Origin of the sequence: Streptomyces daqingensis, from assembly GCF_014645895.1 — a bacterium.
GTDB lineage: Bacteria > Actinomycetota > Actinomycetes > Streptomycetales > Streptomycetaceae > Streptomyces > Streptomyces daqingensis.
Genome location: NZ_BMMP01000013.1, coordinates 86,446 through 99,841, shown reverse-complemented (window position 1 = coordinate 99,841; position 13,396 = coordinate 86,446). Strand labels below are relative to the sequence as shown.

General features: G+C 73.7%; 12 protein-coding genes. 4 read left to right on the top strand and 8 right to left on the bottom strand.

Features of this window, described 5'->3' with window-relative positions:
- Window positions 1-45 precede the first annotated feature (45 nt).
- Together IEY56_RS19765 and IEY56_RS19760 are read right to left on the bottom strand one after the other, a co-directional pair.
- Window positions 46-1,056 carry an Lrp/AsnC family transcriptional regulator gene (locus IEY56_RS19765; RefSeq protein ID WP_189038577.1) on the bottom strand — a complete coding sequence of 337 codons (1,011 nt, stop codon included), beginning with the start codon at window positions 1,054-1,056 and terminating at the stop codon, window positions 46-48.
- 240 nt (window positions 1,057-1,296) lie between these two features.
- Complete coding sequence (locus tag IEY56_RS19760; protein WP_189038576.1) at window positions 1,297-1,962, bottom strand: TetR/AcrR family transcriptional regulator; 666 nt, start codon at window positions 1,960-1,962, stop codon at window positions 1,297-1,299.
- A gap of 120 nt (window positions 1,963-2,082) precedes the next feature.
- Between IEY56_RS19760 and IEY56_RS19755 the strand changes: the two genes are divergently transcribed.
- A complete protein-coding gene (locus IEY56_RS19755) occupies window positions 2,083-2,493 on the top strand; it encodes a DnaJ family domain-containing protein (RefSeq protein WP_189038575.1) in 411 nt (136 codons plus the stop codon).
- 104 nt (window positions 2,494-2,597) lie between these two features.
- On the opposite strand, the gene IEY56_RS19750 is transcribed toward IEY56_RS19755, so the two are convergent.
- The 3 genes from IEY56_RS19750 to IEY56_RS19740 all read right to left on the bottom strand — a co-directional run bounded on the left by IEY56_RS19750 (window position 2,598) and on the right by IEY56_RS19740 (window position 5,940).
- Window positions 2,598-2,885, bottom strand: a complete 288-nt coding sequence (locus IEY56_RS19750) for a hypothetical protein (protein WP_189038574.1) — start codon at window positions 2,883-2,885, stop codon at window positions 2,598-2,600.
- A gap of 181 nt (window positions 2,886-3,066) precedes the next feature.
- Window positions 3,067-4,668, bottom strand: coding sequence for an FAD-dependent oxidoreductase (locus IEY56_RS19745; protein ID WP_189038573.1), 1,602 nt, complete (start codon window positions 4,666-4,668; stop codon window positions 3,067-3,069).
- Between the two features lie 291 nt (window positions 4,669-4,959).
- Window positions 4,960-5,940, bottom strand: a complete 981-nt coding sequence (locus IEY56_RS19740; RefSeq protein ID WP_189038572.1) for a TIGR01777 family oxidoreductase — start codon at window positions 5,938-5,940, stop codon at window positions 4,960-4,962.
- 139 nt (window positions 5,941-6,079) lie between these two features.
- On the opposite strand from IEY56_RS19740, the gene IEY56_RS19735 reads away from it, so the two are divergent.
- Window positions 6,080-6,601, top strand: coding sequence for a GNAT family N-acetyltransferase (locus IEY56_RS19735; protein WP_373292137.1), 522 nt, complete (start codon window positions 6,080-6,082; stop codon window positions 6,599-6,601).
- A 33-nt stretch (window positions 6,602-6,634) separates the two neighbouring features.
- Here the strand turns inward: IEY56_RS19735 and IEY56_RS19730 are convergent, their stop codons facing one another.
- Window positions 6,635-7,153, bottom strand: a complete 519-nt coding sequence (locus IEY56_RS19730; protein WP_189038689.1) for a DUF4240 domain-containing protein — start codon at window positions 7,151-7,153, stop codon at window positions 6,635-6,637.
- Window positions 7,154-7,521: 368 nt separating this feature from the next.
- Here IEY56_RS19730 and IEY56_RS19725 point away from each other — a divergent pair, with 368 nt between their 5' ends.
- Window positions 7,522-8,448, top strand: a complete 927-nt coding sequence (locus IEY56_RS19725) for an SDR family oxidoreductase (protein WP_189038571.1) — start codon at window positions 7,522-7,524, stop codon at window positions 8,446-8,448.
- A gap of 33 nt (window positions 8,449-8,481) precedes the next feature.
- Window positions 8,482-9,285 carry a methyltransferase domain-containing protein gene (locus IEY56_RS19720; protein WP_189038570.1) on the top strand — a complete coding sequence of 268 codons (804 nt, stop codon included), beginning with the start codon at window positions 8,482-8,484 and terminating at the stop codon, window positions 9,283-9,285.
- An 85-nt stretch (window positions 9,286-9,370) separates the two neighbouring features.
- Here IEY56_RS19720 and IEY56_RS19715 read toward each other — a convergent pair whose 3' ends face one another.
- Together IEY56_RS19715 and aceE are read right to left on the bottom strand one after the other, a co-directional pair.
- Window positions 9,371-10,477 carry a helix-turn-helix transcriptional regulator gene (locus IEY56_RS19715; protein WP_189038569.1) on the bottom strand — a complete coding sequence of 369 codons (1,107 nt, stop codon included), beginning with the start codon at window positions 10,475-10,477 and terminating at the stop codon, window positions 9,371-9,373.
- 155 nt (window positions 10,478-10,632) lie between these two features.
- Window positions 10,633-13,344, bottom strand: coding sequence for a pyruvate dehydrogenase (acetyl-transferring), homodimeric type (gene aceE / locus IEY56_RS19710; RefSeq protein WP_189038568.1), 2,712 nt, complete (start codon window positions 13,342-13,344; stop codon window positions 10,633-10,635).
- Window positions 13,345-13,396 lie beyond the last annotated feature (52 nt).

Below are 13,396 nucleotides of genomic sequence, written 5' to 3'. Positions count from 1 at the left end.
GGGCCGTCCGTCCGGGGTGGGGCCCGGACGTCGCGGCCGCGTGCCTCAGGCGTTGCCGGGAACGCCGGGGCGGGTGTCGAACTGGTCCATCCGCGTCCACGCGCCTTTGAGTGTGACCAGATGGAGGGTGACGTCGGAGGCGTTGAGGCCGGGCAGGGCGCCGATGACCTCGTCGGTGTAGCGGAAGAGGTCGGTGCGGCGGGGGAGCACCATGTGGCCGACCAGGTTGAAACGGCCGGTCGCCGCGGCCAGGAACTTCGTTCCCGGATGCTTCGCGAGCTGCCGCCCGGCGGCCTCCAGGCTTCCGGGCTCGATCGACAGCCACAGCATGAACTCGGCCTCGTACCCCAGCAGCGCGGGCTCCGCCAGGGTGCGGAAGTGGAGGCAGCCGCGGGCGACCATGCGCTCCAGCGACCGGGCGACGCTGGACTCGCTGCGCCCCAGGTTCCGGGCGACGGTCGTGACCGGCATCCGCCCGTCCTTCGCCAGCTCGCCGACGACGGCGCGCTCGAGTTCGGTGAGCGGCTGCGGCGGCTTGTCCCAGTCGACCCGCTCGTAGGGGGCGGTGCTGGCGGACGGGCGAAGGTCGGCCACCGCTTCCCCGGGCAGCAGTCCGGTGTCCCACAGCGCGGCAGAGGAGAAGGTGCGGATCACGGCGACGTGCTCCGTACCGGCGATCAGATGGGCGCCCGGCAGGTCGGTGTAGAGCAGGCGCAGCAGCTCTTCGTTGTCGCGGGCCACGAAGTCGACGATGAGGTCGGCGGTCCCCGTCACGAGGGCGAGGAAGCGCGCCTCGGGGCATTCCGCCAGCAGTTCGGCGAGCTCGAGTCCCTTGCCGGGACGGGCCTGCACGCGCACCAGCATGGACGAGCCACCGCCCGTGCGGTCGAGCTCCACCGCGCCCACGACGTGGAGCAGCTTGCGCTCGCGCAGGACGTTGAACCGGCGCTGTGCGGTGGATTCACTCGTGCCCGCCCAGCGGGCTATACCGGCCCAGGGGGCACGCCCGTTGAGCTGGAGCGCCGCGATGATGCGGCGATCCAGCGCATCGATCATGTCGGCACTCGCACGCGGAATCACGAGCGAGACCGTAGGCAGCCCGGCGGAAGAGCGTCAATGCCGAGATCCTTCATCGAGAGCGCCCCACTGCCTGTTATCCACCGCCCGGGCGCCCGCTGCGGTCTGGAACCACCAGCCGGAGCGTCCGTGTGACCTTCGCTACGGCGTGCGGGATTCCGTCGCCGCGGATTTCGTTCCGGTGCTTTCCGCCGGTGCTTTCTCACCTGTCGGACGAGGTCAGGGTGGGGACGCCGGCACTCCGGACGTCCCCGTGCCGCCGGTCCGGGCGCCGCGCCGCACGGCGGAGGTGAAGAGCCGGTCCACGTGGTAGCGCAGCACGTCCGCCGCGTCGCCGGCCGAGCGCTGCCCGACCAGGACGCTCGTTCCCAGACCGTGGCCGAGTGCGAGCAGGCGGGCGGCCTCGTGGGCGGGTTCGGCGCCCGCCATCAGCTCGTCGTCGCGCCGTGCCCGCTCCAGCACGCCGGTGAGTGCGCGCTCCAGCCGTCTCGGCCCGTCCGCGAACGGCTGCTCCGCGAGGGAGGGGTCCGTCATCGCCAGGCTCGCGTACGCCGTCCACACGACGTGGAACGCCCGGCTCTCCTCGTCGGTGGGGAGGGCCTCGGCGAGGCACGTCTCGACGACGGCGCGCGCCGAGGGGTCCGGGGCCAGCGCCGCGAGCCGGGCCGCCCACCGCGCGTGGCTCTGCGCCTCCAGCCGCTCCAGCGCCGCCCGCATGAGCTGCGCCTTGCTGTCGAAGTAGTACTGGACGAGCCGGAGCGAGACGCCGGAGGCGGCGGCGACCGAGCGCATCGTGACCGCGTGCAGGCCCTCCCGTGCGGCGACCCGCACGAGGCCGTCGGTGATCTGGGCGCGCCGCTGCGCGTGGTCGACGGTGCGGGGCACCAGCTCTCCCTCGGGGTGTGGCGGCTCTCGCCGCGGGCTCGTTATGATACAGACGTATCACGAACAAGGCGCGAGCGGACGGCGGCCCCGAGCCGCCCGGGGCGAGGGAGAATCGGAGACATGACCGAGCGCAAACCACCGGGCATCGGCTTCGAGTCCTGGGTCGACCGGCAGATCCGCGAGGCGGAGGAGCGCGGCGCCTTCGAGAACCTGCCGGGCGCCGGGAAGCCGCTGCGCGACGCCAACGCCCCGTACGACGAGTCGTGGTGGCTGAAGCGGAAGATGCGCGACGAGGGCCTGTCGCACCTGCCGCCGGCCCTCGCGCTGCGCAAGGAGGCCGAGGACGCACTGAAGGCGGCCTCGCGCGCGCGGTCGGAGGAGGAGGTGCGGCGGATCGTCGAGGGGGTCAACGAGAAGATCCGCGAGGCCTTCCGCCGCCCGCTCTCCGGCCCGCCGCTCAACCTGTCCCCCTACGACGTGGACGCCGTCGTGGCCGAGTGGCGGGGCAAGCGCGAGGCGCGGGACGGCTGAGGCAGAGGAGCGAGAGGGCCGCGGGCCCGCGGCTCGCGAAGGTGCGGCGCGAACGGCCGGAGCCCCCGCGCGGGGCGGGGGCTCCGGCGGCCTCGGCGAAGGCTCTACGGCAGCATGGAACGCACCAGACGGCAGGTCGTGCTGGACGGCGTATGCACGCCGATGCGCGCCGCCGTGCGCCGTATCGTGTCGTCCCGCGCCTGCCCCGGCGTGTAGACGCCGGAGTCGAGCAGCGCGATGGCGAGGCGCATCGCCTTCAGCTGGCGGTTGTGCGAGATGTACCACTCGCGGGGGCGGCCGGCGGGCAACCGCTTCTTCGGCAGCGTCACTTGGGCGTGGGACGCCGGCACGGGGAACGGCAAGGTGATCGTCAGGGTGCTCGCTGCGGTCATCGGCGACCTCCAAGAGTGTCGTGATCCGCCTGGCCTCTGATCCAGGATTCTGTTACCAGAATACCCGTCGGCACTGACAATCGAACGCCCCAACATCCCTGGTCGCACGAGAAGTTGGGGCCGCGTTGTTCGATTTTGCGGACGAGTTCCGAGGCGGCGTCCGGACCCGCCTCGGCGGACGTCAGGCGGCCGCGTGCGAGCGGCTGCCCGGAGCGGGCCGCGACGCGTTCCCGGCACCCGGCAGCGGCATCCCGAAGTCCCTCAGGACCTCGCCCGCCGCGCGCCGTCCCGAGACGAGCGCGCCCTGCGCGGTGCTGGTGTCGCGGTGCTCTCCGCACACGTACAGGCCGGAGAGCACGCGCACGGGCCGGCGCATGTCGTGCGGAGCGGGCATGGCCGGCACCGCACGCGCGTCGTGATGAGCCGCCAGCAGGGTCCAGCGGTCCGCGGGAACGCCGTGCAGAGCGCCCAGTTGGGGACGGGAGGCCTTGTCCAGCACGGCGACCGGATCGGCCGCGGCGCCCCCCAGCACGACCGACGTGATCAGGGTGCCCCCGGACTGCGCTCGCGCCGGGTCGACCGCGGAGGCGGCCCAGGTGTGCGAGACCGGCCCGTGTCGTTCCGCGTCGCCGTCCACGAGCAGGGAGGGGGACAGCGGCAGCGGCTCGTCGACGGCGTGGTGCAGCACCGTCACGGGGTGGAAACCGGGCACGCGGAGCCCGGGCAGCAGCTCGCCCGCGTCGGCGGCGTCGGTGGCCACCACGACGGCGCGGCAGGCGAGCGTGCCGTGGTCCCGCGTGGTGACGGAGTTGGTGGTGACGGACAGGGCGTGCACGTCCGTGCGTACGGTGCCCGGGGGCAGCGCGGAGGCCAGCAGCTCGGGCACCGCCGCCATGCCTCCCGCCGGCACGCAGCAGCCGCCCCGCACGAACCCGCGCAGTGCCAGGTCGGCGACCCTGCTGGAGGTCGTCAGGGCGGGGTCCGAGAGCAGCGCCGCGAGCAGCGGGCGTACGAGCGAGCCGACCGTGCGGGCGGGCAGGCCGCGCGTCGACAGGGCCTGGGCGGCGGGGAGTTCGGTGCGGGCCAGCAGCCGGTCGGAGGGTATGGCGGCGAATCGGGCCAGCGCGTTGCGCAGCCGGGCGGTGTCGAGGGCGCCGGTCACGGCGGCGCGGCTGCGGGCGGTGGTGAGGGCGCGCGCGGTGGTGAGTGCGCCCCTCGTGCGCCGCCGGTCGGCGCGTTCGGCTCGCGCGGCCCTCTCCGCCCGCGCGGCACGTTCGGCCCGCGTCAGACGCCCGGCACGGTCCGCGCGCTCGTCGAACCGTCCGGCGGTCTCCGCGCGTCCCGAACGGACGCCGGGCTCCGCGGCCGCGGCCCCTCCCGCGGCGGCGTCCGGCCTGCCGGTGCGCTGTGCCGGGGCGGAGCGGGCCGTGCGGCGGCCGTTCACGCGCTGCAGGTCGCCGACGCGGTGCGTGCGGCCGTCGGCACGCAGCAGCGCACCGGGTGCGAAGTGCCGCAGCTCCAGCTCCGCCAGCGCGGGAAGCCGCGCGAACTCGGGCCAGTCCGGGCACAGCAGCCGTCCGCTGCGGTCCAGCAGGTAGCCGTCGACGTTCTCGGTGGCCATCCGGCCGCCCACGCGGGAAGTGGCCTCCAGGACGGTGACGTGCAGCCCGGCCCGGGTCAGGTGATGGGCCGCCGCGAGGCCGGCGAGCCCGGCACCGATGACGACGACATCGGCGTCCGGGGTGTGCGGGGGTCCGGAGCGTGCAGTGTCGCTGGAGTGCACGGTGCCTCCCGTGGTCGGCGCGCGGTGCGGGGCCGTCCTGCGGTCGTCCTGCCCCGGACCAGCGCGAGTGAACCGTGGACTTCAGGACTCTACGCAGCGGTCAGGTTGCGGTCAGTGGCACACGGGCAGAGCACGGACGCACGCCGGTCGCACACCGCTTGCGTGCGCGGCGGCAGCACGTCGCGGACGCCTCGCTGCGCGGTGCGGCCCGAGCCGGGACCCGGCCCCTGACCTGCCGGGAGCCCGCTCCGAACCGCTGCCGCCCTCTGTCCGGGACGTCCGTGCGTGCCGTCAGCGCAGTGCGGCGCGTACCGCGTCCTCGATGCCTGGAAACGCGAATTCGAAGCCCGAATCCAGCAATCGCCTCGGCACGACCCGCTGGCTGCCCAGCACGTCCCCGGCGAACTCTCCGAGAGCCGCCTTCAGTACCGGCGCGGGCACCGGGAAGGGGGTCGGGCGGTGCAGGACGCGGCCCATCGCGGCGGTCACCTCGCGGTTGGTGACGGGCTCAGGAGCGGTCAGGTTGAACGGGCCGCTCAGGTTCTCGTCGTCCAGGAGGTGACGCAGAGCGGCGATGTGGTCGTGCAGCGCGATGTGACTCCAGTACTGCGTACCGTCGCCGAGCCGCCCGCCGAGACCCGCCTTGAAGAGCGGGAAGAGGCGGCCCCAGGCGCCGCCGCCGCGCGCGACGACCAGGCCCGTGCGTGCGTGGACCGTGCGGATGCCCGCCTCCTCCGCGGCGGCGGCCGCCTCCTCCCACTCCTGGCACAGGTCGGCGAGGAAGCCCTGGCCGGGCGGTGCGCTCTCGTCCACGACGCGGTCGCCGGTGTCGCCGTAGTACCCGATCGCCGTGCCCATGATCAGGGTGCGCGGCGGCTCGTCGAGGGACGCGAGCGCGTCCGCGAGGGTGGCGGTGCCCAGCACGCGGCTGTCGCGGAGCTCCTTCTTGTACGCGGGGGTCCAGCGGCGGTCGCCCACGCCCGCCCCGGCCAGATGGACGACGGCGTCGCAGCCGGCCAGCCCTTCCACCTGCACGTACTGCCCCTTGGGGTCCCATCTGACCTCGGAGGGCGTCCGCTGCGCGCTCCCGGAGGCCGAGCCCACCGAGCCGCCGTCCTCCGTGCCCGGACGTACGGCGGCCGCGGACTCGTAGCGCCGCGCCTCCTGCGACGGACGCCGCACGAGCCGGACGATGTCGTGGCCGTCCGCGCGGAGCGAGCGTGTGAGAGCCGTGCCGATGAGGCCGGTGGAACCAGTGACCGCGATACGCATGAGGTCATCCTGCCGTCTGGGACGGCCATGCTGAAGCGCCGGGCGCGGGCCATCTGTTGGGACTTCGTGTTCCGGGACGCACGCGGTCCGGCCGGTAACCGCTGGCGGACGCGCGGGCCGCCGGTGCAGGGTTGCGCGCATGCCGGACATGCGAACCCCCGCGGCGGAGCCGACCGTGCGCACCGCGACCCGGGCCGACGAGACTCCCCTCGCGGAGCTCGACAGGCGCTGCTGGTCGAGGCTGCACTCCGTCCAGCCCCCGCCCACTCCGCCGTACGCGCCCTTCTTCGACCCGGCGCATCTGCCGGTCCACTACCTGGTCGCGGAGGTCGCGGGCCTGGGCCTCGCCGGCTATCTGCGGCTCGTCCCGGCGACGGATCTGGCGTGCAACGCGCACGTCCGGCAGATACAGGGCCTCGTCGTCGACACGGCCGCCCGCAGGCGCGGGGTCGGCCGCGCCCTGCTGGAAGCGGCGTGCGCGCGGGCGCGGGAAGAGGGCGCACGGCGGATCACGCTGCGCGTTCTCGAGCACAACGCGCCCGCCCGCCGGCTGTACGAGGCGGCGGGCTTCACTGTGGAGGGCGTGCTGCCGGAGGAGTTCCTGCTCGACGGCGAGTACGTGGACGACGTGCTGATGGGGCGTCACCTGGCCGAGGGCTGACAGCCGCCCGACGGGGACGGGCCGGAGCGGCGGTCAGCCGCGGAAGCGGTCCCAGAGCTTGGGCAGCCGCTCTGCGAGCGCTTCGTCGTCCTCCAGGTCGAGCGCGACGCCGGAAGGGTCCTCGGGTGCTTCGGGCAGGCCGAGGTCCGGCATGATCACGCCGGTGAGCTGCTCGTACGCCTCGTCCGCGGCGTACCCGAGGTCTTCCGCGTCGCCGTCCAGCTCCTCGTCGAACCCCTCGAGCACATCGGCGAGGGAGTCGGCGTCGTGGACGGCGTGCTCGAAGATCTCGCGGCCCTGGCCGATGAGCCAGCAGCGGAAGGCGTCGAACGCGTCGTCGCTGACGCCGTCCAGCAGGATCCACGCCGCGGCCCACAGGTCCCACTGGCTCGCCCGGTTGTAACGGGACTCGAAGTGCCGGGCGAAGAACATGACGGCATCCGGATCGAGCTGTGTGAGCCTCTCGATGAGCAGCTCGGCCTGTTCCTCGGGGTCGCCCTCGGCGTCCTCGCGGGTGGAATCGATCAGCGCCCAGAACTCGGTCTCGTCCATCACGAACACAGCATCCGCCTTGTACCCGCCCGGCGCACGCGGACTCCCTCGGATGCCGCCTTGTCGTTACCGGGGCGCGTCAAGACCTCAATGTGCGGTTGTTGTGACCATCCCACGGAGCGGCCTTCACCGCAGACCGCATCCCGGGATGCGCCGCGGGTTCCGCGCGAGCGGATGATGCCGCCGAAAATCACGACAGAAGGTGTCCGGTATCCGTGGGAACGTGCTGGACACGGGAGACCTCGAACGGTCTCCACGGCCTCCACACGCCTGCGCCGTCCTCACTCCGCGCCCGTCCGCGCGCTGTGACGCCCGGTGCGGGGACGCCGGGAGGCCGCCGTACGTCTACGCACCGGAGAGGCACAGCAATGAGCACTTCGTCGTCACCGCTGACCGGCAAGGTCGCACTCGTGGCGGGCGCCACGCGGGGAGCGGGCCGCGCGATGGCGGTCGAACTGGGCAGAGCGGGAGCCACCGTCTACGTGACGGGCCGCACCACCCGCGACCACGTCAGCGAGATCGGCCGGGCGTCCGAGACCGTCGAGGGCACCGCCGAGCTGGTCGACGAGGCGGGCGGCCGCGGCGTCGCCGTGCCCACCGACCACCTGGAACACGGGCAGGTGCGGGAGCTCGTCGAGCGGATCGACCGCGAGCAGGGCCGCCTCGACGTGCTGGTCAACGACATCTGGGGCGGCGACCACCTCGTCGAGTGGGACAAGAAGATGTGGGAGCACGACCTGGACGCCGGCCTGCGCGTCCTGCGGCTCTCCGTGGAGTCCCACATCGTCACCAGCCGGTACGCCATCCCGCTGCTGATCCGCCGCCCCGGCGGCCTCGTCGTCGAAGTCACCGACGGAACGGCGGAGTTCAACACCCGCTACCGCAAGCCCTTCTACTACGACCTCGCCAAGTACGGCCCGCTGAGGATGGTGCTGGGACTCGCGGAGGAGCTTCCCGCACACGGGGCGTGCGCCGTCTGCGTCACGCCGGGCTGGCTCCGGTCGGAGGCCATGCTCGACACCGCGTTCAGGGTGACGGAGGAGAACTGGCGCGAAGGCACGGCCCAGGACCCGCACTTCGCGATCTCGGAGTCGCCCGCGTACGTCGGCCGGGCCGTCGCCGCGCTGGCGTCCGACCCCGACGTGGCCCGGTTCAACGGGCAGTCGCTCTCCAGCGGCGGCCTCGCCCGGGAGTACGGATTCACCGACGTCGACGGTTCGGCGCCGGACGCGTGGCGCTACCTCACGGAGGTCGAGCAGCAGGGCAGACCGGCCGACGTCACCGGCTACCGCTGATCCGCCCCCGGCCCGGCGTGGAATCATCGGCGCATGGCACGAGACGACGGGTACCTGCTGGACAACCGCCGGTCCGAGGCGGGCACGCGCTTCGAGGCGCTCTCCGCCCTCTTCGACGACTCCACCTTCCGGCACTTCGAGGCGGCCGGGATCCGCGAGGGCTGGCGGTGCTGGGAGGCGGGCGCGGGCGGGCCGGACGTCCCCGCCCGGCTCGCCCGGCGTGTCGGGCCTGCCGGGCGCGTCCTCGCCACCGACATCGACGTGTCCTGGACGGAAACGGCCGCGGCGCAGGGCGTGGAAGTGCTCCGCCACGACGTTGCCCTCGACGAACCCCCCACCGGGCCCTTCGACCTGGTCCACGCCCGCCTCGTCCTCGTCCACGTCGCCGACCGCGGGGCGGCGCTGCGCTCCATGGTCCGGGCGCTGCGCCCCGGCGGCGTGCTGCTGATCGAGGACGCCGACCCCGCGATGCAGCCACTGATCTGCCCCGACGAGCACGGCCCGGAGCAGGAACTCGCCAACCGGCTGCGCGGCGCCTTCCGCGAGCTGCTGCGGCAGCGCGGCGCCGACCTCGCCTACGGGCGCAAGCTGCCCCGGCTGCTGCGCGAGGCCGGCCTCGCGGAGGTCGGGGCCGACGCCTACTTCCCGGTCGCCTCGCCCCAGTGCGACGTGCTGGAGGCCGCCACCGTCCGCCAGGTGCGGGACAGGCTCGTCGCGGCGGGACTCGCGACGGACGAGGAGATCGACCGCCACCTCGCCAGCGTCGAGGCCGGTCGCCTCGACCTCGCCACCTCGCCGATGATCTCCGCCTGGGGACGCCGGCCTCCCGGCCCCTGATCCCTTTCCGGACCGGCCTCCCGGCCCCTGACCCCCTCGCCGGGCGTACAGGAGGTGCCGGTGCGCGCCCGGCACGCGGGCCCCCTCAGACGCCGTGCCCCTGTCGCACCGCATCCTGCGGGCTGCCCCCGTACAGCGCGGCCATACGGTGCGCCGCGTCCGCGAACCGGGCGCGCAGCGCGGGCGGTCCGAGCACCTCGCACTCCGGTCCGAGGGCACGCAGCTGCGACTCGGCGACGTCCAGCGACTCCACGGCCAGCACCACCCGGACGTCCCCGTCGTCCGCGGACCGGGCCGCGGACGAAGCCCCGCGCCCCGCCGCTCCGGCGTCCTCCGCCCCGCGCGCGTCCCGCCGGGACTCCGCGGAGCCGCGGTGCGGCGGCAGCGGTTCCGCCTTCGCCAGCGCCTCCTCGGCAGCGCCACGGTCGGTCACGTGCCGCAGCCTCCGCCGGCCCGCGGGCGTCAGGCGCAGCACGACCTCGTCCCGCAGGATCGACCTCGCGAACGCCGCGGACCGCTCGGCCCAGAAGGCGGGCAGGTCGAAGTCCTCGTCACGCTCGAAGCGTCCGCCGCTCGTGACGCCCTCGACCCGGTCCACCCGGTACACGCGCCGGTCGCCCCCGTCCACCACCCGGGCCGCCAAGTACCAGACGCCGGCCTTGAGTACGAGCCCGTACGGTTCGAGCTCGCGTTCCACGTCGCCTCCCCGGCGCCGGTAGCGCACGCGTACGCGCCGGTCGTCCCACACCGCCTCGGCGAGCGCCGGAAGCTGCCGCGGTGCCGCCTCCGGCTCCCGCCACCAGCCCGGGGCGTCGAGGTGGAAGCGCTGTGACGCGGTCCGCGGGGCGTCGCGCAGCTCCGGCAGCAGCGCCGCGGAGACCTTCAGCCGGGCCGCCGACGCGGCGTCCGCGAGGCCCATGTCGCGCAGCGCGGACGGCACTCCGGAGAGGAAGAGAGCCTCGGCCTCGCTGCGCGCGATCCCCGTCAGGCGGGTCCGGTAGCCGCCGACGAGGCGGTAGCCGCCGCTGCGCCCGCGGTCCGCGTAGACGGGGACGCCCGCCTCGGACAGGGCGAGCACGTCGCGGGAGACCGTGCGCTCGGACACCTCCAGCTCCGTGGCGAGTTCGGCGCCCGTCATCGCACCGCGGGTCTGCAGCAGCAGCACCATTCTGATCAGCCGGGAGGCGCGCATGGCAGCATTCTGCCGCCGGCCGCCGGAGGCCGGAACCGCAGGGCCGGGCGGCCCCGCCTCCGCCGCGAGGCGTACGGGACCGCCCTCGCGGGCCGGGCTTCAGGCGGCGCCCGCCGCGTGTTCCGGCCGCACGCGGACGCCGTACGCCGCGGCCGTCAGGCCGTGCCGAAGCCGTACGTCTCCGACGCCTTCCGTACCGTCTCGCGCTTGACCTCGCCCCGCCGCGCGAGCTGGGCCAGCGCCGCCACCACGACCGACTCGGCGTCCACCCCGAAGTACCGGCGCGCGGCCTCGCGGGTGTCGGAGAGCCCGAAGCCGTCGGTGCCCAGCGACGTCCAGTCCTGCGGCACCCACTGGCTGATCTGGTCCGGGACGGCCCGCATCCAGTCGCTCACGGCGAGCACCGGGCCGGGAGCATCCTCCAGCACCCTCGTCACGTACGGGACGCGCTCCTCGCCGCGCAGCTGCGCCGCGTCGCACTCCAGCGCGTCGCGCCGCAGCTCGTTCCAGGACGTCGCCGACCACACGTCGGCGCGCACGCCCCACTCCTGGGCCAGCATCCGCTGCGCGTCCAGCGCCCAGTGGACGGCGGTGCCGCTGGCCAGCAGCTGGACGGCCGGGGCCTCCTCGCCTGGCGCCGTGCCCTCCTTGAAGCGGTAGAGGCCCTTGAGGATGCCCTCCTCGACTCCCTCGCCCTCCGGTTTGGCCGGCTGCGCCTTCGGCTCGTTGTAGACCGTGAGGTAGTACAGGAGGTCCTCGTGGGCCGCGGGGTCGGGGCCGTACATGCGGCGCAGCCCGTCCCTGACGATGGAGCCGACCTCGTAGGCGAAGGCCGGGTCGTAGGTGACGACGGCCGGGTTGGTGGAGGCCAGCAGCGGGGAGTGGCCGTCGGCGTGCTGCAGGCCCTCGCCCGTCATGGTCGTACGTCCGGCCGTCGCGCCGATGACGAAACCGCGGCCCAACTGGTCGGCCAGGGACCAGAACTGGTCGCCGGTGCGCTGGAAGCCGAACATCGAGTAGAAGATGTAGAAGGGGATCATCGGCTCGCCGTGCGTGGCGTACGACGTGGCGGCGGCCGTGAAGTCGGCCAGTGAACCGGCCTCCGTGATGCCCTCGTTGAGGATCTGACCGTCCGAAGCCTCCTTGTAGTACAGGAGCTGGTCACGGTCGACGGGGTCGTAGTTCTGGCCGAGCGGGGAGTAGATGCCCGCCGACGGGAACAGCGACTCCATGCCGAAGGTGCGCGCCTCGTCGGGCACCACCGGCACCCAGCGCCTGCCGCTCTCCTTCTCCTTCATCAGGTCCTTGACCAGCCGGACGAACGCCATGGTCGTGGCGATCTCCTGGCTCCCGGACCCCTTGTCCAGGGCCGCGAACGGCTTCGCCGCGGGCTCCGGCAGGCCCACCGGGTGCACCTTGCGGGCGGGGGCGGGGCCGCCGAGGGCGGCACGGCGCTCCTGGAGGTAGCGCACCTCGGGGGAGCCGGGGCCGGGGTGCACGTACGGCACCAGCTCGTCGTCCAGCTTGCTGTCGGGGATGGGCAGTTCCAGCAGGTCCCGCATCGCGCGGAACTCCTTGCCCGACAGCTTCTTCATCTGGTGGTTGGCGTTGCGGGACTCGAAGCCGGGACCCAGCGTCCAGCCCTTCACCGTTTGCGCGAGGATCACGGTGGGGGCGCCCTCGTGCTCCACGGCGGCCTTGTAGGCCGCGTACACCTTGCGGGGCTCGTGGCCGGCGCGTGAGCTGTGGAAGCAGGCGGCGATCTTGTCGTCGCCCAGCAGCCGCGCCATCTCCGCCAGTTGCGGGTCCGCGCCGAAGAAGTGCTCGCGGATGTAGGGGACGTCGCGGGTCGCGTACGTCTGGAACTGCGCGTCCGGCACCTCACGGAGCCGCTTCACCAGGGCGCCCGAGGTGTCGAGCTGGAGCAGCTCGTCCCAGGCACTGCCCCACAGCGACTTCACGACGTTCCAGCCGGCGGCGCGGAACTGCGCCTCCAGCTCCTGCACGATCTTGAAGTTGGCCCGTACCGGCCCGTCCAGGCGCTGGAGGTTGCAGTTGACGACGAAAGTGAGGTTGTCGAGCTGCTCGCGCCCGGCGAGGGCGAGGGCGGCGGTCGACTCGGGCTCGTCCATCTCGCCGTCGCCGAGGAAGGCCCACACGTGGGAGCCGGAGGTGTCCTTGATGCCGCGGTTCGTCAGGTAGCGGTTGAACCGTGCCTGGTAGACGGCGTTGATCGGGCCGAGGCCCATGGAGACCGTCGGGAACTCCCACAGCCACGGAAGGCGCCGCGGGTGCGGGTAGGAGGGCAGGCCCCCTCCGGCGGCCTCCTGGCGGAAGCGGTCGAGGTCGCCCTCGGTGAGCCGCCCGTCGAGGAAGGCGCGGGCGTAGATGCCGGGGGAGGCGTGGCCCTGGATGTAGAGCTGGTCGCCCGAGCCCCCGGCAGGGTCGGCGCCGAGGCCGTCCTTGCCGCGGAAGAAGTGCTGGAAGCCGGTCTCGTACAGCCACGCCGCGGAGGCGAAGGTCGCGATGTGCCCGCCCAGGCCGTAGCGGCTGCCGCGGGTGACCATCGCGGCGGCGTTCCAGCGGTTCCAGGCGGTGATGCGGGACTCCATCGCCTCGTCACCGGGGAAGTCCGGTTCGGCCGAGGTGGGGATGGTGTTGACGTAGTCCGTCTCCAGCAGCCCCGGCACGCGGAGCCCGCTGTCCCGGGCGTGGTCCAGGGCTCGCCGCACGAGGTACGCGGCCCGCTCGGGACCTGCGTGTTCGGCCACCGCGTCCAGCGATTCCCGCCACTCGGCGGTCTCCTGCGGGTCGCGGTCCGGGAGCTGGTCGAGCTCGCTCGGCTGGTTGCGTGCGGGGCGGGGCATGGTGGCCACCTTCCGTACGGGCGGACGGGGGGGTGTGGGGATGTGGGCGGGT